The organism is Hahella chejuensis KCTC 2396, assembly GCF_000012985.1.
Taxonomy (GTDB): Bacteria; Pseudomonadota; Gammaproteobacteria; order Pseudomonadales; family Oleiphilaceae; genus Hahella; species Hahella chejuensis.
Window position 1 is genome coordinate 6,581,428 of sequence record NC_007645.1, and the last position, 20,383, is coordinate 6,601,810.

Annotated in this window: 19 protein-coding genes and 1 riboswitch; of the genes, 7 read left to right on the top strand and 12 right to left on the bottom strand. The window is 59.4% G+C overall.

The features are described from left to right. Positions 1-19: 19 nt before the first annotated feature. Positions 20-1,030: a class 1 fructose-bisphosphatase gene (gene fbp, locus HCH_RS29095; protein ID WP_011400143.1), complete on the bottom strand. Its 1,011-nt coding sequence runs from the start codon at positions 1,028-1,030 to the stop codon at positions 20-22. 171 nt (positions 1,031-1,201) lie between these two features. Here fbp and HCH_RS29100 point away from each other — a divergent pair, with 171 nt between their 5' ends. Then, positions 1,202-1,882, top strand: coding sequence for an ABC transporter ATP-binding protein (locus tag HCH_RS29100; protein WP_011400144.1), 681 nt, complete (start codon positions 1,202-1,204; stop codon positions 1,880-1,882). Next, positions 1,866-4,391 (top strand): ABC transporter permease, encoded by a 2,526-nt coding sequence (locus tag HCH_RS29105; RefSeq protein WP_041599008.1) that lies wholly within the window; start codon positions 1,866-1,868, stop codon positions 4,389-4,391. Before HCH_RS29100 ends, HCH_RS29105 begins: the two co-directional genes overlap by 17 nt. Here HCH_RS29105 and HCH_RS29110 read toward each other — a convergent pair. The 5 genes from HCH_RS29110 to HCH_RS29130 all read right to left on the bottom strand — a co-directional run bounded on the left by HCH_RS29110 (position 4,388) and on the right by HCH_RS29130 (position 7,902). Next, positions 4,388-5,068: a DUF6064 family protein gene (locus HCH_RS29110; protein WP_011400146.1), complete on the bottom strand. Its 681-nt coding sequence runs from the start codon at positions 5,066-5,068 to the stop codon at positions 4,388-4,390. The two genes, HCH_RS29105 and HCH_RS29110, sit on opposite strands and share 4 nt — an antisense overlap. Then, positions 5,065-6,000, bottom strand: a complete 936-nt coding sequence (locus tag HCH_RS29115) for an aldo/keto reductase (protein WP_011400147.1) — start codon at positions 5,998-6,000, stop codon at positions 5,065-5,067. The genes HCH_RS29110 and HCH_RS29115 overlap by 4 nt, the downstream gene beginning before the upstream one ends. 110 nt (positions 6,001-6,110) lie before the next feature. Continuing rightward, complete coding sequence (locus tag HCH_RS29120; RefSeq protein ID WP_011400148.1) at positions 6,111-6,725, bottom strand: hypothetical protein; 615 nt, start codon at positions 6,723-6,725, stop codon at positions 6,111-6,113. Positions 6,726-6,864: 139 nt separating this feature from the next. Further along, complete coding sequence (locus tag HCH_RS29125; protein ID WP_011400149.1) at positions 6,865-7,431, bottom strand: PIN domain-containing protein; 567 nt, start codon at positions 7,429-7,431, stop codon at positions 6,865-6,867. 6 nt (positions 7,432-7,437) lie between these two features. Beyond that, positions 7,438-7,902: a helix-turn-helix domain-containing protein gene (locus HCH_RS29130; protein ID WP_011400150.1), complete on the bottom strand. Its 465-nt coding sequence runs from the start codon at positions 7,900-7,902 to the stop codon at positions 7,438-7,440. Positions 7,903-8,128: 226 nt separating this feature from the next. Between HCH_RS29130 and HCH_RS29135 the strand changes: the two genes are divergently transcribed. After that, complete coding sequence (locus tag HCH_RS29135) at positions 8,129-8,998, top strand: hypothetical protein (RefSeq protein ID WP_011400151.1); 870 nt, start codon at positions 8,129-8,131, stop codon at positions 8,996-8,998. A 94-nt stretch (positions 8,999-9,092) separates the two neighbouring features. Here HCH_RS29135 and HCH_RS29140 read toward each other — a convergent pair whose 3' ends face one another. Together HCH_RS29140 and HCH_RS29145 are read right to left on the bottom strand one after the other, a co-directional pair. After that, positions 9,093-10,640, bottom strand: coding sequence for an FG-GAP repeat domain-containing protein (locus HCH_RS29140; RefSeq protein WP_011400152.1), 1,548 nt, complete (start codon positions 10,638-10,640; stop codon positions 9,093-9,095). 139 nt (positions 10,641-10,779) lie between these two features. After that, positions 10,780-12,438 (bottom strand): alpha-amylase family glycosyl hydrolase, encoded by a 1,659-nt coding sequence (locus HCH_RS29145; RefSeq protein WP_011400153.1) that lies wholly within the window; start codon positions 12,436-12,438, stop codon positions 10,780-10,782. A 178-nt stretch (positions 12,439-12,616) separates the two neighbouring features. Between HCH_RS29145 and HCH_RS29150 the strand changes: the two genes are divergently transcribed. Then, positions 12,617-13,636: a LacI family DNA-binding transcriptional regulator gene (locus HCH_RS29150; protein WP_011400154.1), complete on the top strand. Its 1,020-nt coding sequence runs from the start codon at positions 12,617-12,619 to the stop codon at positions 13,634-13,636. A 32-nt stretch (positions 13,637-13,668) separates the two neighbouring features. On the opposite strand, the gene HCH_RS29155 is transcribed toward HCH_RS29150, so the two are convergent. The 4 genes from HCH_RS29155 to cbiB all read right to left on the bottom strand — a co-directional run bounded on the left by HCH_RS29155 (position 13,669) and on the right by cbiB (position 17,217). Further along, positions 13,669-14,373 (bottom strand): M12 family metallopeptidase, encoded by a 705-nt coding sequence (locus tag HCH_RS29155; RefSeq protein ID WP_011400155.1) that lies wholly within the window; start codon positions 14,371-14,373, stop codon positions 13,669-13,671. 151 nt (positions 14,374-14,524) lie between these two features. Then, positions 14,525-15,175 (bottom strand): 5,6-dimethylbenzimidazole synthase, encoded by a 651-nt coding sequence (gene bluB, locus HCH_RS29160; protein ID WP_011400156.1) that lies wholly within the window; start codon positions 15,173-15,175, stop codon positions 14,525-14,527. Between the two features lie 8 nt (positions 15,176-15,183). Further along, complete coding sequence (cobD, locus tag HCH_RS29165; RefSeq protein ID WP_011400157.1) at positions 15,184-16,272, bottom strand: threonine-phosphate decarboxylase CobD; 1,089 nt, start codon at positions 16,270-16,272, stop codon at positions 15,184-15,186. After that, positions 16,273-17,217: an adenosylcobinamide-phosphate synthase CbiB gene (gene cbiB / locus HCH_RS29170; RefSeq protein ID WP_041599011.1), complete on the bottom strand. Its 945-nt coding sequence runs from the start codon at positions 17,215-17,217 to the stop codon at positions 16,273-16,275. Positions 17,218-17,320: 103 nt separating this feature from the next. Continuing rightward, a riboswitch (cobalamin riboswitch) is annotated at positions 17,321-17,533 on the top strand. A 24-nt stretch (positions 17,534-17,557) separates the two neighbouring features. On the opposite strand from cbiB, the gene HCH_RS29175 reads away from it, so the two are divergent. The 3 genes from HCH_RS29175 to HCH_RS29185 all read left to right on the top strand — a co-directional run bounded on the left by HCH_RS29175 (position 17,558) and on the right by HCH_RS29185 (position 20,380). Then, positions 17,558-17,734 (top strand): CbtB domain-containing protein, encoded by a 177-nt coding sequence (locus HCH_RS29175; protein WP_083769893.1) that lies wholly within the window; start codon positions 17,558-17,560, stop codon positions 17,732-17,734. Between the two features lie 107 nt (positions 17,735-17,841). Continuing rightward, entirely contained in the window at positions 17,842-18,639 is a 798-nt protein-coding gene (locus tag HCH_RS29180) for a CbtA family protein (protein WP_011400160.1), read from the top strand. 4 nt (positions 18,640-18,643) lie between these two features. After that, the gene (locus HCH_RS29185; protein WP_011400161.1) at positions 18,644-20,380 is read left to right on the top strand and encodes an ATP-binding protein; all 1,737 of its coding nucleotides are present in this window, start codon (positions 18,644-18,646) and stop codon (positions 20,378-20,380) included. Positions 20,381-20,383: the final 3 nt, after the last annotated feature.

Below are 20,383 nucleotides of genomic sequence, written 5' to 3' on the forward strand. Positions count from 1 at the left end.
AAGGAGGCGGAGGCCGTAATCAGCCCAGTTCGCTAATGAACTGCTCCAGTTTGTCCACCATCTTCGGCGAGCCGACGAACAGCGGGCAACGCTGATGCAGTTTTGTCGGTTCGATATCCAGAATGCGCTGGCCCGGATTGGCGATGGCCTTGCCGCCAGCCTGTTCGATCAGGAACGCCATGGGGTTGCATTCGTACAGCAGACGCAACTTACCTTCAGGATAGCGGCTGGAGGTCGGATACAGATAAATACCGCCCTTGATCAGGTTGCGATGGAAGTCGGACACCAGAGAGCCGATATAACGCGAAGTGTAAGGGCGCTGCGTGGCGTCGTCTTCTTCCTGACAGAATTTGATGTACTTCTTCACTCCTTCCGGGAAGTGAATGTAATTGCCTTCGTTAATGGAATAAATGGTGCCGTCTTCCGGAATGCGCAGATTCGGGTGCGAGAGACAGAATACGCCGATAGTCGGATCGTAGGTGAAACCGTTAACGCCATTGCCGGTGGTGTACACCAACATGGTGGAGGAACCGTAGATGATATAGCCGGCGGCGATCTGCTTGTGGCCGGGCTGCAGGAAATCCTCTTCCGTCACATGCTCCCCTTCCGGAGACACTCGGCGGTATACCGAGAAGATGGTGCCCACGGAAACGTTGACGTCGATGTTGGAGGAGCCGTCCAGCGGATCGATCAGCACCACGTATTTGCCGCCCAGGTTCTTGGTTTCTTCAAAGCGGACAAACTGTTCTTCTTCCTCAGACGCGATGCCGCATACCACGCCGCGTTGCGCCAGCGCATTCTTGAAGCGCTCGTTGGCGTACACGTCCAGTTTCTGCTGCTGCTCGCCCTGCACGTTTTCGTCGCCCGCGGCGCCGGTGATATCGGCCAGACCCGCTTTGTTGATTTCACGGTGCAGAATCTTCGCCGCCAGACGGATGGAGGAAAACAGCGAGGTCAGCTCGCCGCTGGCGTCCGGGTAGTCTTTCTGCCGATCGATGATGAACTCGCCCAGGGTCTTAATTATTTCCATAATGGTTTCTCGTATGTAGAAGGAACTTTTTGGTCTCTAGAGGTGTAAGGTCTATTTTTACTAACATGGCTGCATAGTTAAAGGGCGCAGTTGTCGACTTGGCTTTTTATTCGATGCCCGCGCTCCCGTCAGTCAGTGATTACCGCTAAGGGGCTTCTGACCGGTGAACCGATGATTGAACTAAACGATCTGACCATGTCCTACGCGCTGGAGAGCAGTCGCGTGAACGTACTATCCGGCGTGGACCTCGCCATCGCCGATGGTGAAACAGTGGCCATTATAGGGCCATCCGGCTCAGGGAAGACAACCCTGTTGATCCTGCTGGCGGGTCTGGAGCAACCCGAAAGGGGCGAAATCCGCCTGGACGGAGCGGTCTTGTCGACGCTGAACGCAGACGGTCTGGCGGATATGCGGCGCGACAAACTCGGTATTATTTTCCAGTCTTTTCATCTGGTTCCCAGCCTTACCGCCCTCGCCAACGTGGCGCTGCCCCTGGATATCGCCGGACACTCGCAATCCCGCGAGCGGGCGCGCGAGATGCTGGCGAAGGTCGGCCTGGCGCAACGGGAAAATCATTACCCGTCGCAATTGTCCGGCGGCGAACAGCAACGGGTCGCCATCGCCCGCGCCCTGGTGCACGCGCCCAAACTGGTGCTGGCGGACGAACCCACCGGTAATCTTGATCTTCGCACCGGCGAAAAAGTCAGCGATATTCTGTTCGATCTCAATCGCGAAGCCGGCGCCACTCTGCTGATGGTGACCCACGACGAAGCCATCGCCAAACGCTGCAGCCGGGTGTTGCGTCTGCATGAGGGCAAGCTGGTGGAGGAGCCTCATGCACTTCCTGCTTGAACTGGCCTGGCGCGACCTGCGCGCCAGCGGCCGCTCATTGTGGGTGTTCTGCGCGTGTCTGCTGCTGGGGGTGACGCTGGTGGCCGCCTCTGGCGGACTCTACCGCATGATCAGCGCCGCCTTGCTGGCGGATACCCGCATGCTGCTGGGCGGCGATCTGGAAGTGGACAGCAATGCGCCGCTGCCGCAGGAGACCCTGGACTGGATGCGGGCGCGGGGCGATATCTCCCTGGTGACGGAATTGGACACCATGCTGGGCGGGCCGGACGGCGCTTTTCTACGTGTAGAGCTGCAAAGCGCCGACGCCAACTATCCCCTTTACGGCAAACTCACTCTGGACCCCGTGTCGGAGTTGGCGCAGGCGACGGCCTTCAAGGACGGACATTGGGGCGCGGCGATCGACCCTGGTCTCGCGGGCAAGCTGAAACTCAACATCGGCGACAAGATCAAAGTGGGATCATTAACCTTGGTCGTGCGCGCACTCACGCTGCAACAACCGGATCGCAACCTGAACGCCAATTGGCGCGGCGCGCCCGTCTTATTGGCGGAGGACGCATTGCTGGCGTCCGGTCTGATTCAACCCGGCAGTCGCATCGATTATGAATATCGAGTCCGCACCGACACGCCTCCCATCGTCTGGCGCGAGCAATTCTACCAGGCGTTTCCCGGTCAGCCCTGGGAAGTGCGCACCTTTGAGGACCGCAGCCGGCGCATCTCCGAACGTCTGGATCAAATCGCCTCAGGTCTGCTGATCATTGGCTTCAGCACGTTATTTATCGGCGGGCTGGGTGTCTTCAACAGCATCCAGGCCTATCTGCAGGGCAAACTGAAAACCATCGCCACCCTGCGCGCGCTGGGCTTGCGCAATGGCAGGCTCGCCGCGCTCTACCTGTTGCAAACCGGCATCATGGCCGGCGGCGCCAGCGTTGTGGGCGCCGTCCTGGGAAGCGCGATGGCGCTGCTTGGCGCGCAAGTAGCCGCTGCGGAGGTTTCCATCACCCCTTCAGCCAGCGCGATGGCGACGCCCAGCCTCGCCGCCATCGTCTTCGGCCTGCTGACTGCTTACGCCTTCGCCCTGCCCGCCATTGGGCGCGCGCTCGCCGCCTCCCCCGCTTCTCTGTTTCGGGGGAACGACGCCGTTGTCAGCACGCCCGCCCCCGTCTGGCGAGCCGCAACGCTGCTATGCGCCGCAGCGATTATCGCGCTGGTGCTGACGGCGCTGCCCGATCCTCTCTTTGGCGCCGGGTTCGTTTCCGTGGCGGGGCTGTTGCTGTTGTTGCTGGATCTGCTGGTCCGCTTACTGAGACGCGCCGCCATAGCATTGGATCAGCATCCGATCCTCAGCGGACGCTTCACCCTGCGCCTGGCGATGGCCAACCTGCACCGCCCCAATGCGCCGTTGCGCACATCTCTGCTGTCTCTGGGCTCCGCGCTAACCCTGCTGGTGGCTTCCACCCTGGTGACGGCCGCCCTGGTGCGGGCGATTCACGGGACGATTCCGGAGGAGTCTCCGGCCCTGGTGCTGTATGACGTGTTCCCCTATCAGTACGACGAGGTGGTCGCCGCCGTACAAGGCCCTCACGAGGCCCGTCTCGATATGGCCCCGCTGGTGCGCTCACGCATTCTCAACATCAACGGCCGCCCGTTGAGCGAACGCTTCAGCGAAGATCTGGAGCGTCTGCGCGACACCCAGCAGGATGAATACAAGCTCAGCTACTCCGTTGACAACATCGACAACGTCAATGTAGTGGCAGGCGCCTGGTGGCCGGACGATGCGCCATTGAGCGAAGCGGGGCTGCCCAACCTGGCGATGGAGGATCGGGAGGCGCGTCAGCTCGGGCTGCAACTGGGCGACGTCGTCCGTTTTCAGATCGAAGGCCGTGAACTGGAGGCGGAAGTCGCCGCTATTTACAGTCAAAAAGGCCTGCAAACCCGTTTCTGGTTTGAAGGCATCCTCGCGGACGGCGCCTTGGAGCCGTTCATTCATCGCTATGTGGGGGCCGCCTATATGAGCGACGCCGACGCGCTGTCAGCGCAAAACCAGATCGCCCGGATCGCTCCCAATGTCATCACTGTGCGCACCGCCGTCCTGCTGAGCACAGCGCGGGATCTGCTCGCCAAAGCGGGGGTCGGATTGGCGGTGGTCGCTGGCGTGAGCCTGGCCGCCAGTCTGCTGGTGCTGACCAGCGTCATGGCCGCCGGACGCGCCCGCCAGGTATACGACGCCACGGTGCTGCATTCCCTCGGCGCCAGAATGTCAGTGATCAAACGCGGTCTGCATATGGAGTACGCCCTGTTGGCGGTGATTACGTCCCTGTTCGCCGTGGCGCTCGGCTCCGCCATCGCTCTGCCGCTGTTGCATCTGCGTCTGAAACTGCCCTCCGAAGACCTCATCTGGCTGGGCGCCGTCACCGCGTTCGGCGTCAGCGCCATTACGCTGAATTTAGGCGCGCGCTATTTGATGCGACGCCTGCAAATCAAGCCCGCCAGCCTGTTGCGGGACGCTTAGAAAGGGACAGGGCTCTCTTTCCGTCCCAACCAGCAGGCCGCCAGCGCCCAGAACAACGCCAGCATCGGAATCCAGGCGCAAGGCTCCGCCATGGTGTCCAGGGTCAACCAACTGGCCACACACCAACAGCCGGGAGCCGGGAGCAGCCAGCGGGCGACGCCGCCTGACATCGCGGTCACAATTCCCATGCTCCCTATCGCCAACGGGTCTGGAGCCATCCCAAACACTTCCGCGGCGGCGAGCGGCCTGTCAAAGAAAAGCGTCGTCAATGGATGCCCTAACAAGGCGTAGAGAAACAAACTTGCTCCCAGCCAAAAGCGTCTACTCGCGAGAGGCGCAAACCTCAACCGATCTTTGATGACGCCCAGCCAACACAGCAATACAGCCTGCGCCGCAAACCCGTAGGCGACGTATTCCACCGCCCAGTTGATGACCGCGTAACGGCGCCATAGAAACGCCCAGGCGACGAACAACCACAGCGCCGCCAGAGTGACGCCGACAGCCTTGCCGCTCCAGGGACGCGGCCGCGCCATCAGCGCCAGCAACCCGATGCCTATCAGCAAAAACAGCCATTGCCAGGGCCACCAGGCCTGGTTGTGCATCTCGAACAAACGCCAGTACACCCGATTGGAGAACAGCAGGAAATGCTCCGGGCTATAGGTCCACCATTCGCTCATGCAAGCAGGTTCCGCACATGCTCGGCCATACGCTTGCGCTGGTTGGCGTCCGGGAAAGGCGGCGACGCCGCGGCGACATTCTCACGGACATGATCCACCCGTGTGGTGGCGGGAATCACACAGGTCACAGCGGGATGGGACAAAATAAACTTGAGAATGAACTGCGCCCAGGACGCGACGCCAATCTCCATCGCCCAATCCGGCAGACGCTCGCGTCGCAGGCGTCGGGTCAGGTCGCCCTGCTGAAACGGCCGGTTGACGATCACCGCTATGCCCCGCTCCGCCGCCAAAGGCAACAGACGTTGTTCGACCTCGCGATCAAGCGGGTTATAGGTGAGCTGAACAAAATCCAAAGGGCGCTGGCGCATCGCCTGCTCCATGGCGTCATGGCGACGTCCATGGGAGGTGGTGACGCCGATGTAGCGCAGATCACCGCGCTGCTTCATGGCCTGCAAGGTATCCAGATGCGCCTCCCAGGACAGCAGATTGTGCACCTGCAGCAGATCAAAGCGGGGTTTGCGCCAATGAGCGAGAGAGTCCGCAATTTGCCGCGGCCCTTCCTCAGCGTCCCGCAGCCAGACTTTATCCGCAGAAAACGCCTTGTCGCCCAAGCGGGATTGCGCCAGACCATAACCGATAGTGGCTTGAGCCGAGCCATACATGGGGGACGAGTCAATCATCGCGCCGCCGGCTTGTAAAAACGCATCCATGACGGCGGCGCTTTCGTTCAGCAACTGGCGATCATTGCCGACGTTGAATGTGATCCAACTGCCCAGCCCGACGACTGGCAGCATTTCACCTGTGGAAGGAATCGGTCGCGCCAATGGCGCGGCCTCCTGATTGCGCGCCCGGATTGTCGGCATCTGCGTCATCAGCGCGGCGGCGGCCATCCCCTGCAACAACCTGCGTCGCGTCAAATCCCCTTGCGCCATGCTCCCCTCCTCCCGGCTTACGCCTGTGGGTTAAGGTCCATACCAAGAGGATAAAACAGTGCGTCTGTCGTGAACAGCGACGCGCTCAGATGAAATATACGCAGAGCGCGTCAGGGACAACAGCGTATGCAGCGTGAGGGTGAAACCTGACCATACACCACGATATTGTCGCTCTCTTCCTGGGGATAAACCGAGAAATACTCCGTGTCCGCCACTCTGACGGATTTTTCCCCCGCCTCAAAGTACGCCTGCCCATAGTCGTACTGCACATTGCCGGAGCAGCTCCAGAACCGGTCAATGTCCAGCCAGCCGCTTTGGCCATTATCGCCGCCGCCGAACCAGCGGCAATCGCCGGTCACATTGATGCGGCCCACGGTATCGCGACGTATGCGGCCATCAGGCATACGCCGATCACCCTGGGCGAATATTTCCACAGGAGGACACAAATAAACCGCCCCCGAGCCTACGTCCAGATCGCTCAGCAAGTCTTCGACATAGGCTTTCAGATCAGTATAGCTGCTGCGCTCCATGATCAGCCCATCCTCGCGACTGACCCGCACCTGCTCAGCAATACCTTCCAGCCGCTGACGCAGCGGCCGCGGCATTTCATACAAGGGTATATCGCGACCGATCCTGAGATATTCAAACAGCGAATCCACATCGCGCTCACTCGCCATCGCCGCCTGGGTCAGGCAGACAAGGCACAATAGGAAACGTTTTTTCACCCTGATTTCCTCCTGAAAGCAGCTCTCCTAGCTCACTTTTTACTAAAAAAGACTAGTTGAGAAGATAGGAAAATCAATGTGATGACGCCCCTAGTACTCTTAGGAGGAGTAGTAGCTATGATGCCCCCATGTAGCTAAGTCATATCAGAGAAGTGTATTGCCGCAGGATGTTAACCGTTTGTGGCAACTGTTGCTTTTGCAGAATTGCAAGAAACTTTTCTTTATCAATTGGAGGATTTTTTAAAGCTTCCCTTTGCTGCTTGATTGCCTGACAGGCTGCGCCAGGCGCTAACTCCAACTGAAAACATACAAAGTCATCAGGGTGAATAACCTCTAGGTCGTACTTTTCAAGCTCGTTTGTTGGAAAATCCTTTAAATTAAAAGAAACAATCGCATCAGCTCCGGCGCGAATAGCAGCTGCAACAACATGTCTGTCATCAGGGTCTGGCAGACTGATAGACTCTATTAAACCCTCAAATCCTGTGACCTTTGCATCTCTAACATGAGAATCCATCAAGCACTTGATTCTCTCTAGGTCCTCACGCAAAAACTTCCCCTGTCTCATCAGCGCATTAATCCATTCCTCATGAATAAGGTCCGTCCACCTTGCCATAAATAGATCCTCCATCGCCAAGCGCATAAAAAGGTCTCTCAGAGGCGCAGGATAAAGTACGCAAGCATCAAGAATCACAGAGTACCTAGCCATGATGATTTATTCCGAATCCAAGTCGTACCCCATTCCTAATTTTTGTGATACCGCCGCTAACTCATCGAGGGAATCACACCTTTGCTTGTCTATGCTGCTTTTATAGTCCATTACGTCTTTTGCAAGAACACGCCTATGAGACCCAACTTTACGAAACGGAAGCTGATGATTCTCAAGTAACTTCACAAAAAATGGACGGCTGACGTTGAGAAAGGTAGCCGCCTCTTGAGTTGTTAACTCCGCATGGATTGGCATGATGCTAATTGCATTTCCTCGTGACATTTCCGCCAGAATATTAAGTAGCAATTGCACTACAGGGCCAGGCAAAACAATTTCATCTTTCTCGTTGTTACTACCTTTGATACTGAGCTGTACACGATCAGCTGAGGCGTACTTTGCCAATGCCCTGCTTGATCGCTTCGCTTCCTCTACGTCCTGGGCCGTTGGCAACTGAACGACGTTAGACGCCATAGGTTGTCTCCTCTTTAATTCAAATAATTATATCTACTCCAGATAGTATAAACGAATTATTCGAAATAAATAAAATATTCGAAATGCCTGTACAGCCTACCACTAAAAATACATCGAACGCCCCTGATACACAGAACCGCGGTAATAATCTGTGCGCCTGCTACACTTTTCTAAGAATGATCGCCGACATCTAAAACAAATCTAACATCCATGCCGAGGCACAGCTATGATCAGACCTTTCCTCATTGCCATATTGATCTCTGTCTTCACTGTTTCCGTTCGCGCAGAGACGATGGAAATTCGCCATGTCGCCCTGAGAGAGGGCTCTACGCTGGATCAATACGCGCTTGAATTGCTCAAGTTTCTTGTCGCGCAAACCGGAACCGACGCTAAATTCATCTCCTTCCAACCTTCCAGCGCGCAGACCCGCCGGGAAATGCTGCTGAAGGATGGTTCTTATGATATCGACTGGCTGGGGGCCACGGCGGAAATAGAAGAACGGGTGCCGCCGGTCCGCTTCCCCATTCTGCGCGGCCTGCTGGGTCACCGGGTGTTCATCACCAACAAGGAAACCAGCGCCAAGCTGTCCAAAGACATGACCTTCGATCAGTTAAAAGCGTTCAGCGTGGTGCAAGGCCAGGGCTGGGGCGACATCCCCATTCTGGTGGGCGGCGGTTTCACCAAAATGCAGACCAACTCCACGTTCGACAACCTGTTCAAAATGGTCGACGGCGGCAGGGCGGACCTGTTCCCACGCTCCATTATTGAACCTTATGGCGAGCTGGCGTCACGCTGCAATCTGGGTGCGGACTATGTCTGCACTGACAAAAACATGATGGTGGACGACAAAATTCTGGTGGTCTACAAACTCCCCATGCTGTATTTCGTGTCGCCCAAGCGCCAGGATCTGATTAACGTTCTGAACACCGCCTTCACTGACCATTACGACGCCTTCCTGGAATTCTTCAACAATCACCCATTGGTGAAAGACTCATTACAGAAAATGGAAGGCCGCAAGGTGTTTCACATTGAGGAGAACAAATCTCTCAGCGACGCCACCAGCAATATTCCCGACAAATACTGGTTGTCGCTCTGATTCACCACTAAAGACAACCAATCAGACGCAACACGAACAAAGGCGGGACACCCCGCCTTTTTTGCGTATTCCGGTCAGCCTGCAGACTTACTTCTCAGGGCAGATAAACATAATCCAGGCTGAAGTTGGCCACACGAGACTTTCTCGACACAATCTTGAACTTATAGGTTCCCACAACGCCTTCCGTGTCATAGCTGAGCTTTTCCGGCGCTTCGTTAGTGGCGGCGCTGGCCACCAGCGCGCCATCGGGGTTGTACAAGTACAGATCCATATCGTTGCGCCTGCCGGAGAAGCGCAGTTGCGCGTCGATCTTCCCGCCGGACACCGTCACTTCGTGGTAAACCGGCTCCCAGCCAATGCTCCCTTCAAACGAACCTGTAGTCGGCTGCGGCGGCGTTTCACAGAGTTTGAACGTCACCGGCGCCACGCCATGGTTATAGTCGGCGATGGCGATCATATCCGGGCAGCCGTCGCCGTCCGTGTCCGCCACCGCCAGTCCTTCCGGATCATAGTGGCTTGCATAGGGAATACTCACACGGATTTCCTCACCCAAACCATCCGGTCCGTTCAGATACACGCCCAAGGTGTTCCAACCGCCGTGTAAAACCAGAATGTCATCGTATCCATTGCCGTCCAGATCCACGGCGCGCAGGGTTTCTGGAATGTCGTGGGAGGTCAGCTGTACCGGCGTATCCATGGCGCCGGCGGCGTTTTGCAAATAGACCCAGAGATACGTTGGCGAGTTGCGCCCTCTGGCGATCGCCAGATCATCCCGACCATCGCCATTGAAGTCGCCGGAAGCGATGCCGCTGGCGCTGTCGTTCAGGTCCAGATAGAAAGGCGCGGCGGCAGTAAACGCATCGGCCCCGTCATGCAAATGCAGTGAAAAATCCGGTCCGGAGCCCTGCCCGGACATAATCGCCAGATCCATCGCCCCATCGTGGTTGAAGTCTCCCAGCGCCTGATCGTTATAACCGCTGGCATTGGTGGCCAAGGTGGTTTGATAAGCGACGGAGCCGTCGCCAGCGCCGAAATACTGCGTCGCTGGCGCGGACCAGGGCAGCCCGATCAGATCTGGAATACCATCCCGGTTGATATCCACTGCATCCAGTGTGTCCGCTGCCGCAGAGCCGACCAGAGAGGTCTGGAAACCGCCCGCGCCGTCATGAGTGAGAACGCTCAGGCCCTGAGCATGACCGACAATAATCTCTTCTGCGCCGTCGCCATCCAGATCGGCGATAGACAGTCCGTTACGGTTGCCGGTGGCTTGATAGCCGATGCGAGTGGGTTCGCCAAGACCGGCGGAGGTGGGATGAAAGACAAAAACGCTGTAGTCGTTTTCTGCATCGAAGTAAAAAGAAGAAACCGCCACCAGCTCCATGTCGCCGTCACCGTCCACGTCGCCAAAACCGACGGCGTCGATCCAGGTTTTGCCGGGTTTGTAGGCGGCGCCGACCGTGAATCCCGAGCCTTCCTCGGCGGTGAATTTCATCGCTTCGACGGTGGCTAAGCGAGGGGCCAGCATGGGCGGAGTCAGGCGATCATCGCCCAGTGGGCGGCCATATATATCCGTAGCGAGAGGCTGCGCCAGCACAGCGCCGGCCTCCAGCATGAGCGTCAATCCTATCAGCGGGGTTTTCATAATGGGTCCTCCTTTATGCGTTGATTCTCCCGCATCAAACCCGCTTCTCTCTTGTTTGTACTTCCAAGAGCGGAGCTGGGTGATGCGGTAAGCTCATCCTCGCAAGCAGTACGACCCTATATGTCGGATTCGACGCCAACTACTTCGCATTCTCCAGGAGACAGCAGGAGAAGGCAGGAAGCATGACCTCGCCATTAGAAATCACCGCGTCTGACGGAAGTAACGGTTCACTCCAGCGATTGCCGGGCAACGCAAACGTCTGCGCCTGAGGAGAGAGGTTAAATATCCCTAATACTTGAGTTTCGCCTTCCGCCCGCAAAATCCCAAACAACTCATCCGGAGCGTTCAGCAACTCCGCTCGTCCCCGCCGCAGCTCGGCCCGCGCCTTACGCAGCGCCAGCGCCTGCCGGGCATAACGCAACACCGAGTCCGCCTCATCTTCCTGCCGGTTCGCCGCTGCGGCCAGATGCTCATCCGGCAACGGCAGCCAACTTTGTCCCGCGCTGAAGCCGCCGCAGGGAGCGTCGTCGCGCCAGGGCATCGGCGTGCGGCAGCCATCGCGGCCTTTGGCGTGCGGCCAGCCATTAATGCCTTCCGGGTCCTGCAACAGTTCATAAGGCAGGTCCGCCTGGGTCAGACCCAACTCTTCGCCCTGATACACACAGGCTTTGCCCGGCAGCGTCATCAGCAAGGTCAGCGCGGTTTTCGCCAGCGTTTTTTGCTGAGCAGGCGTCGCCTCCGCCGCCCAGCGCGAGGTCACCCGCATCACATCGTGATTGCCCACGGCGAAAGTCAGCTTGCCGGGACCGACTTCCGCCAGCACCGCCGCCACAATGTCTTTCACCACCCGGCCGCTGATGGGCGCGCCCAGGAGGGAAAAATTGTAGCAGGACTGCAGGCGATCCTCCCCCGCCGTGTATTGAGCGCTCACCGCCATACCGTCGCCGCCCACTTCTCCCAGCAGAAAGCGGCCGTCATAGCGATCCGCCAACGCCCGCAGACGGGTCAGAAACGTCACTACCTCATCATGCTGATTGAAGGAATGCCGGTGGTGCTGCAAATGAAACGGGTTGGCCCGCGCCGCGGCGGATTGCCGGAATGGATCGTCCAGATCCCTCGCTGGGTTATCCGTCAGTTCAGGGTCATACGCCAGGGTGGCGATGGCGTCGATGCGCAGGCCGTCCACGCCCCGCTTGAACCAGAACTCCGCCTGCGCCAGCATGGCTTCCGTCACGGCCGGATTTCGGTAGTTCAGGTTGGGCTGGCCCGGCAGGAAGTGATGCAGATAGTACTGGGCGCGGCGACCGTCCCAGGTCCAGGAAGGTCCGCCAAAATGCGCGCGCCAGTTGTTGGGAGGGCTGCCGTCCGGTTTGGGGTCGCGCCACACGTACCAGTCCGCCTTGGCATTGCTGCGGTCGGAGCGGCTTTCCTGGAACCAGGGATGTTCATCGGAGGTATGGCAGGGAACCAGATCGATCAGCAGTTTCAACCCCCGTTCATGCATCGCCGCTAACATGCGGTCAAAGTCCGCCAGTGTTCCGAAGATAGGATCGACGTCGCAGTAGTCCGCCACGTCATAGCCGAAGTCCTTCATGGGAGACTTGAAGAACGGCGAAATCCACACGGCGTCTACGCCCAGGCTGGCGATGTAGTCCAGCTTTTCCGTAATGCCGTTCAGATCCCCGACGCCGTCGCCGTTGGAATCGCAAAAACTGCGCGGATAAATCTGATAAATCACGCCGCCGTCGCTCCAATCCGAACGCTGCGTTCGCCCTTGCAATGCATAACTTTCCGCCATGGGTCGCACCTCATCTGCTTGAACATAAACGATTAACTAAAATGATTTCAAACCAAGCCTGATTTTCTATATAAATACGAAAAATCTCGCTTCTTACTCGATTTTAAGCGGATGCTATGGAACGTAAACGTTTACGTCAACAGAGTAAAACACAGGCTTTTAATGGGGATTTACAGCCATGAAAACCACCATCAAAGACGTCGCCCGACGCACCGGCGTGTCCATCGCCACGGTGTCCCGGGTCATCAATGGGCTGGGCGGATACTCCAACGACACCCGCAAAAAAGTATTGTCCGCCATCGACGAAATGGGCTTTCGACCCAACGCCGTGGCGCGGGGGCTGGTGAGCAAAAAGACCCACACCATCGGCGTCATGCTGCCGGACGTCTCGGGGATGCTGGCGGCGGAGATCCTCAAGGGCATTGAGTCCGTAGCCAAAGAGCAGCGCTACAGCGTCATTGTCTGCAACACCAATTATTCCGGCGACCGCTCCCAGGAATACGTGCGGACGTTGAAAGAGAAACAGGTGGACGGCGTGCTGGCGGTCAGCGAGTACATGACGCCGGAAAAAAGCAAAGCGCTATTGAGCCTGAATCTGCCTGTCGTGCTGATTTCCACTCTGTCCTACTCCTATCCCTTCCCCTACGTGAAGGTGGATGACAAACAGGCCGCCTACAGCGCCGTCTGCCACCTCATCGACAAAGGCCACCGCCGCATCGCCATGATCAGCGGCGATCGCGCCGACCTCATCGCCGGGGCGCCCCGCATAGAAGGTTATGTTCAGGCGTTGCGGGACCATGGGCTCAGCGTGGATGAGTCGCTGATTCGCTATCGGGCGGAGTTTGAGTCTTTCGGCTTTCACAGCGGCGCGCTGTGTATGGAAGGGTTACTGCGGGACAAGCCCGGCCAGTTCAGCGCCGTGTTCGCCGCCAGCGACGAACTGGCGATGGGCGCGCTATCCTGCGCCTACCGCCATGGCGTCCGCATCCCAGATGATCTGTCGATTATCGCCTACGACGACACCCGCATCGCGGAAATGGCGACGCCGCCGCTGACCGCGCTGCATCAGCCGTTGTTCGCCATGGGCAGTCGTGCGGCGGAAATGCTGTTGGACATGTCCGCCGCCGGAACCCTGGAAGCCGACAGCGTGATCATCCCGCACAAAATTATTGAGCGGGAGTCAGTCCGGGCGCTCTAGCGTTGCCGCCAAAGCGCCGCATAACGGGGAATTTAAATCGTCGAATAGTGGCGGTAGATGCGGCCAAGCACTTCCAGATCGCCCATACTGGGGTTCCAATCGCCGCTGACAACATGACCGGGATCAATCTTGCAGCCGCCGTAACGGGTGTTGTCGACCGAGTCCATCAGACCCGCCGCCTGATCCGCATACATCATGATGGATTTGGGGTCGAAATCTGTGCCATAGGTTTCAAATTTACGGGTGCTGTTGCGCTTGTTCAGCTTGTAGGCGTCCAGCGCCATTTTGTTAGCGCCCCAGGTATTGAGCACACTGTCTGGCGCATCGTCGCGCTCATGCTCATGGGCCAGCCCCAGGGCGTGCCCTACTTCATGGGGCAGCGACTTGATATTGGCTTTGCCATAGACTCCCAGCTTGGTGCTGGCGCCGGGGAAATATCCGATATCCGCGGAGTTGCTGGCGAAATTGAGTGTGGCCACGCCATTGCCAGCCGCGCCGACTTCTACGAACTTGATCAACTGGACGCCCCAATATTCCAGAACGCAGTGCTCCCAGCGACGGAATGTCGTTCGCACAATCTGCACATATTCCCTGTCCAGCCCCTCCGGCGCGAACACCTTCACCACGCCGTTCGGCCAGGGGCCGCCGACATTGGTTTCACTCTCAGAGAACTTGCCATCCCAACTCATGCGGTAAACCATTGCAGTACCGCCATCTCTTTTACATCCCAATCCCATGATCCCACTCCTTTTTAGTTATGGATCTCAGAGTTTAGCTCGTCTCAATTCAATGTTACTGAGACGACGCCAATCCAATTTCAGTGCGATCCAGGGAGCGACGTTGGAGACGCCTTCCAGTCATGAGAAAATGTTATTTATTGTAATTCCGTCATCCCGCGCCGCCCCACTGGTTGAACCAGACCAGTTCCTCCAAGACCTTGCGCTGACTCCAGTTTTCCTGTTGCAGCATGGGCGCGTCGTAAAATTTGTCCACATGTCCCAGACACAGAATGGCGATGGGCTCACTGCCCACCGGACATTGCAGCAACGCGGCTAACTCGCCGGGATCGAACAACGACACCCACCCCATGCCGACGCCTTCGCAGCGGGCCGCCAGCCAGAGGTTTTGAATCGCGCAGCTGGCGGAGGCCAGGTCCATATCCGGCATGGTGCGACGGCCAAAGATATATTTTTCGCGGCGATCCGTGAGCATCACCACCAGCAATACCGGACACTCACGCACGCCTTCCACTTTCAGACGCATGAACTCTTGCCCGCGTTCGCCCAGCGCCTCCGCCGTCAGCAAGCGCTCTTTCTCCACCGTGGCGGCGATATCCCGGCGCAAACTGGGTTCGGTGACGCGAATAAAGCGCCAGGGCTGCATGAAGCCCACGCTGGGAGCATGATGCGCCGCCTGCAGAATGCGCTCCAACGTCGCGTCGTCCACCGGGTCCGGCAGGAAATGACGCATATCGCGTCGCTCATAGATGGCGCGATACACCGCCTGTCTTTCTTCAGGGGAAAAGCCGCTGTCTGTCATGAATTGCCTTATTTGTTATCGAGGGCGGCGGTCAGTCTCCCTGCGAGACCAGCGTCCTCCAAGTCAAAAAGTCCAAACCGTAAGTACGCCAGCTCGGCATTCACCCGCCACAGGCGGATCAGCACTCCCCGCTGCGCGCAACGTTGGAAAATCCGCTCGGCCTGCGCGGTTGTCGTCAACACGGAAACAAACAACGACGTGCGGCGGCATTCAAGCGCTGTCTTCAAGGCTGGCTGCGCCAACAACAGGTCCTGCAATGACTCGCTCACTCGCGCCAGTTTATCGCGCATGGCGACAATCCAGGCCTCATCGCGCAGCGCCCGCGTCGCCACATATTGCGCGGCGCTGTTCACCGTCCAGGGACCAAGCTGGCGCTGCAACGCCGCTAGCCAGTAAGGCGCGGCCGCCACAAATCCCAAACGCACTCCCGGCCAGCCAAAAAATTTGCCGAAGGAGCGCAGCACAACGACGTTCTCCGGCAAGGTCTCGCCCAGCAGGCTGGAATCCGCCTCCGCATCGGCGAAGGCTTCATCCGCCACTAGCACCGCGCCGCGAGTTTGCAGTCCCTGCGCCAACTCACGCAGCGTCGCCAATGGCGTCGTACGGGCGGCGGGGTTATTCGGATTAATCACCACCAGCACGCGCAAGTTTTCTGTCTGCGCCAGACGCGCCGCCGCCCCCGCCAGATCCCCCGCAGGATAGTGGACGATGTTGAAACCCTGACGACGCCAGTGATGCTCATGCTCGCGATAACCGACGTCCGGCAGCGCCGCTGCGCCGGGCGCGCAGCAGGCGGGCAGATGCTGAATCGCCCATTGCGCGCCGGGAATCGCCAGCAGGGAATCCGTCCCGTAATAAGCGCTGGCGGCCTGTTGCAGCGCCGGATCGAAATAAGGCAGACGCCGAAAGACTTGCGCCGGAATGCTCGTCAATGGGTACGGAAACGGACTGACGCCGGTGGACAGATCCAGCCAGTCATCAGGGTCAATGCCGTAGAGTTGACTGTACTTTCCCAGGTCGCCGCCATGGACGGGAACCGGCTCTTCCGCCTGAGGGCCCGCATGGCCGGCCCCGTTATCGAAGTCGTTCCCGTTCATTCAAACCGCTCCCCACAGCCACAGCGCGCATGCTCCCAAGGCGACCGTCGCCGTCCACAATGCCAGAGCGCGATTGATGAGCGCACAGGCGCCTTCGATGGATTGCGCCGAGGCGGCGTCGCCGCAGCCCAGCAACGGCCGTTGTTGCAGGCTGCCGTGATAAGTCGCCGCGCCGCCGAGCCGCACCCGCAGCGCGCCTGCGCCCGCCGCCATTACCGGTCCCGCATTGGGGCTTTTCCAGTGTGCGCCCTGAGCGCGCCAGCATTGCAGGGCGCTGTCCATGGCGCCGCAACAGGCGTAACTGAAGGCGGTCAGGCGGGCGGGAATCCAGTTGAGGACATCGTCCAATCGCGCCGCCGCCCAGCCAAAATTCACATAACGCGCATTCTTATAGCCCCACATTGCATCCAGCGTATTGCTGAGACGATACAACACCACGCCGGGAATGCCTGCGACCAGAAACCAGAAGATCGCGGCGAAGATGGCGTCGTTGCCATTCTCCAGGGCCGATTCCGTGGCGGCGGAGGCGATTTCCTCCTCGCTCAGTCCCGCCGTGTCGCGGCTGACGATCATGGACAAGCTGCGCCGCGCCGCGTCCGCGTCATGCCTGCGCAACGGCGCGGCGACCCTGCGCGCATGATCCAGCAAACTGCGCCAGCCGATAGCGAGATAGAGTACGAAAGCGGAGAAAAGGATACGCACCCAGGCGGAAGATTCACTCCACTCGCCCGCCAGCCAGGCGAACGCCGTCCAGGGCAGAATAGCGGCCGTCAACGCCGCCGCGCCAAGCGCGCGCATCGTTGGCGCAGAGAAGTCGGCGATGCGGATGCCCCCTTCCACCCAGCCGGCGTAACGCCCGAAGCCAACCAGGGGATGCAGCCGGCGCGGTTCTCCCAGCAGGGCGTCGAAACTCAGGGCGAGGACAAGAATCAGCAATGTTTCCATCGGTCGGTATGCGCCAGGCTCATGATGAGGCGACCTATTCTCACCATGGTCCACGCGCATTGCAACCCGCTAACTTGTTGACTTCCCCCGCATTCAGCCAATAGCATATCCCGCTGACCAAGGTGCTCGACCGCGAGATAATCGGGAAATCTGGTGCGCGTTACGCTAATCCAGTGCTGCCCCCGCAACGGTAATCGAAAGTAATTTGCCAACGCCACTGTGTCGTCAGTTTTGACATGGGAAGGCGCAAATGTTGTGTCGAAAATGCTTCGACCTTTCGTAAGCCCGGAGACCGGCCTTGCTTTATCCACTGCAGTTCGTACGGGTAGGTGCGCAGATCATGCAAACTAAAAATCTCTCTCTTCCATTGCTGGCTTCCAATAACGCAGCGCTACAACTTATCGGCGCCATGTGTTTCGGCGGACTGATTCTGTTCGCAGTGGGTTTTCTGTCCATGGATGCGGCTCACAACGCCGCCCACGACACCCGGCATGCGTTTGCCTTCCCCTGTCACTAAAAAATACTGATTCTCCTGGCTCCTACAGGGCCTGACGTCCGTTCGTCCGCGTCAACTCCGCACAGGTTTTAAGACACGCACGACGACGCATCGCATGAGGAAGAGACATGTTATTTCAGCGTATTATCCTGGCGTCGCTGCTGGTCGGCCTGTTGGCTGGCGGCCTGCTGAGCGCCGTACAACACTCCCAGGTCACCAGTATCATTCTGGAGGCGGAAACCTACGAAGGCGGCGAGGAGCCTGAGCCGGTCGTAATGGAAGATCACCAGCATGCGGCGGCGGACGCCCATCATGAGCACGACCACGGCGGCGCCGAAGCTGGCGGCCATCATCATGACGAAGACGCCTGGGCCCCGGAAGACGGCCTGGAGCGCACCCTGTATACCCTGCTTGCCAACGTGCTCGCCGGTATCGGCTTCAGCGCCCTGATGCTGGCCTGTATGTACGCCGCCAGACTCAGCGGCAAAAGCGGCGCAGGCTGGGGCGCGGGATTAGTGTGGGGACTGGCGGGCTATGGCGTGTTCTTTGTCGCTCCCGCCCTGGGACTGCCGCCGGAGATTCCCGGTATGCAGGCCGCCGCGCTGGAAAATCGCCAGCTGTGGTGGATCGCCACCGCCTTGGTCACCGCTATCGGGTTCGCTTTGCTGGCGTTCGCGCCGGGATGGAAAAAGCTGGGCGGACTGCCTCTGCTGATTATTCCCCACCTGGTCGGCGCGCCGCACGCCAATGCGCCGGAGTTCGCCGCCGCCAACCCACAGGCTCTGCAAGCGCTACAGATGCTGCATCATCAATTCATCACCGCCGCCACCCTGACCAACGCGTTGTTCTGGGTGATCGTCGGGCTGGCCTGCGCCTGGTTCCTGCGTCGTTGGAGCAGCCAGGACGCTGCGCTGCAGGCGCGCTGAGTCAATGGACGTCGCCGCCCAGGCTGCCCCCGCCGCCTACCCTTTCGCCGCGGTTGTCGGCCAGCAGCCGCTGAAAACCGCATTGCTGCTCGCCGCCATCAATCCTCATCTGGGCGGCGTCTTGATCAGCGGTCCGCGCGGCTCCGCCAAATCGACACTGGCGCGGGGACTGGCGGATCTGCTGCCGGAAGCGGCGGACAAATTCGTCACTCTGCCCCTGGGCGCTTCGGAAGAGCGCCTGATCGGCAGCATTGACCTGCAACAGGCTATGGGCGAGCGACGCGTGCAGTTTAACCCCGGCCTGTTGGCCAAAGCTCACGGCGGCGTGCTTTATATTGATGAAGTCAATTTGCTGCCCGACCCCTTGGTGGACGCCCTGCTCGACACGGCGGCCTCGGGCGTGAACTTTGTCGAGCGGGACGGCCTCAGTCACAGCCATCCGGCGCAGTTTATTCTGATCGGCACCATGAACCCGGATGAAGGCGAACTGCGTCCGCAGCTACAGGACCGTTTCGGTCTCGCGGTCACGCTGGATGAAACCTATGACGTGGAACAGCGCATGGCTATTGTGGAGCGGCGTCTGGCCTTCGAACAGGATCGCAACGCGTTTCGGGCGCAATGGCGCGATGCGCAACGAGAGCTGAAAAGCCGCATCGCCGCCGCCCGCGAACGCCTGCCGCAGGTTCTCTGCCCAACAGATATACAACGGGATATCGCCAGCCAATGCCTCGCCGCCAGCGTAGAAGGCGTGCGCGCGGACATTTGCTGGCGCCGCGCCGCCATCGCCCACGCCGCCTGGAACGGACGCGACGAGGTCAGCGTGGAAGACGTAGCGGCGACGCGTTCGTTCGCGCTTAGCCATCGCGCCAAACATCAGGACACACCCCCTCCCCCCACTGGCGCCGCGCCCCCTCAAGGTGGCGGAAGCGCCAACAGTGGAGGAGATTCATCTTCTTCGTCATCTTCCGGAACCGCCGGCGACTGGGGGGGCATGCCGCCGCAACGGATGGCGGCGGACAAGCCTGTGACGCCACAACTGCCCGAGATCCCAACGCTACGTTCTCCGTCCTCTCGTCGCGACACACAGCGCGGCGGCGCGGAACAACGACAAGGTTCGGCCCTCGGTCGCGCGCAACGCAGCTGGCAGGCGCTGTCCTCACGGCCGGACTGGTTCGCCACGCTCGTCCACCCCGACAATCGGGACGACGGGTTGCGCGAAATACGCTATCAACCCCGTCGCCACAGTCGCGACACCCTGAACTGCGTCCTGCTGGACACCTCCGCCTCCACCCTGAGTCAACGCGCGCTGGCGCAGGCGAAAGGGGTGATTCTGGGATTGGCCCGACAGGCCTACCTGGCGCGGGAGAAACTGGCCGTGCTGGCGTTTGGCGCGCAGCGCACGGAGTGGGTGATACCCTGCCGACGCGCCCCCAAAGATATCGCCGCCCTGCTCAACGAACTTCCCGCTGGCGGCGGTACGCCGCTGCGACAGGCGCTGCTGCATGCGCGCCAACTGCTGGCGCGACAGACCCGCGCCAACCCGCATCTGACCTGCCGTACGTTGCTGCTGACTGACGGGCGCAGCCGCGATCCGCTGGACGATCTGATTTGGGGTTCGCCCCTGTGGGTGGTGGATACCGAACAGACCGCCGTCAGACTTAATCGCTGCCGACAACTGGCGCAACGCCTCGGAGCCGCTTACGCCCCGCTGGCCGCCGTGCGCGCCGCCCTGGAACACTAACGC

Bases quoted from the DNA above. Each gene is read 5' to 3' on its own strand.
- fbp (WP_011400143.1), bottom strand. From the start codon at position 1,030: ATGGAAATAATTAAGACCCTGGGCGAGTTCATCATCGATCGGCAGAAA.
- HCH_RS29175 (WP_083769893.1), top strand. From the start codon at position 17,558: ATGCAAACTAAAAATCTCTCTCTTCCATTGCTGGCTTCCAATAACGCA.
- HCH_RS29155 (WP_011400155.1), bottom strand. From the start codon at position 14,373: ATGGGATTGGGATGTAAAAGAGATGGCGGTACTGCAATGGTTTACCGC.
- HCH_RS29110 (WP_011400146.1), bottom strand. From the start codon at position 5,068: ATGAGCGAATGGTGGACCTATAGCCCGGAGCATTTCCTGCTGTTCTCC.
- HCH_RS29180 (WP_011400160.1), top strand. From the start codon at position 17,842: ATGTTATTTCAGCGTATTATCCTGGCGTCGCTGCTGGTCGGCCTGTTG.
- cbiB (WP_041599011.1), bottom strand. From the start codon at position 17,217: ATGGAAACATTGCTGATTCTTGTCCTCGCCCTGAGTTTCGACGCCCTG.
- cobD (WP_011400157.1), bottom strand. From the start codon at position 16,272: ATGAACGGGAACGACTTCGATAACGGGGCCGGCCATGCGGGCCCTCAG.
- HCH_RS29130 (WP_011400150.1), bottom strand. From the start codon at position 7,902: ATGGCGTCTAACGTCGTTCAGTTGCCAACGGCCCAGGACGTAGAGGAA.
- HCH_RS29140 (WP_011400152.1), bottom strand. From the start codon at position 10,640: ATGAAAACCCCGCTGATAGGATTGACGCTCATGCTGGAGGCCGGCGCT.
- HCH_RS29185 (WP_011400161.1), top strand. From the start codon at position 18,644: ATGGACGTCGCCGCCCAGGCTGCCCCCGCCGCCTACCCTTTCGCCGCG.
- HCH_RS29100 (WP_011400144.1), top strand. From the start codon at position 1,202: ATGATTGAACTAAACGATCTGACCATGTCCTACGCGCTGGAGAGCAGT.
- bluB (WP_011400156.1), bottom strand. From the start codon at position 15,175: ATGACAGACAGCGGCTTTTCCCCTGAAGAAAGACAGGCGGTGTATCGC.
- HCH_RS29115 (WP_011400147.1), bottom strand. From the start codon at position 6,000: ATGGCGCAAGGGGATTTGACGCGACGCAGGTTGTTGCAGGGGATGGCC.
- HCH_RS29105 (WP_041599008.1), top strand. From the start codon at position 1,866: ATGCACTTCCTGCTTGAACTGGCCTGGCGCGACCTGCGCGCCAGCGGC.
- HCH_RS29135 (WP_011400151.1), top strand. From the start codon at position 8,129: ATGATCAGACCTTTCCTCATTGCCATATTGATCTCTGTCTTCACTGTT.
- HCH_RS29125 (WP_011400149.1), bottom strand. From the start codon at position 7,431: ATGGCTAGGTACTCTGTGATTCTTGATGCTTGCGTACTTTATCCTGCG.
- HCH_RS29150 (WP_011400154.1), top strand. From the start codon at position 12,617: ATGAAAACCACCATCAAAGACGTCGCCCGACGCACCGGCGTGTCCATC.
- HCH_RS29145 (WP_011400153.1), bottom strand. From the start codon at position 12,438: ATGGCGGAAAGTTATGCATTGCAAGGGCGAACGCAGCGTTCGGATTGG.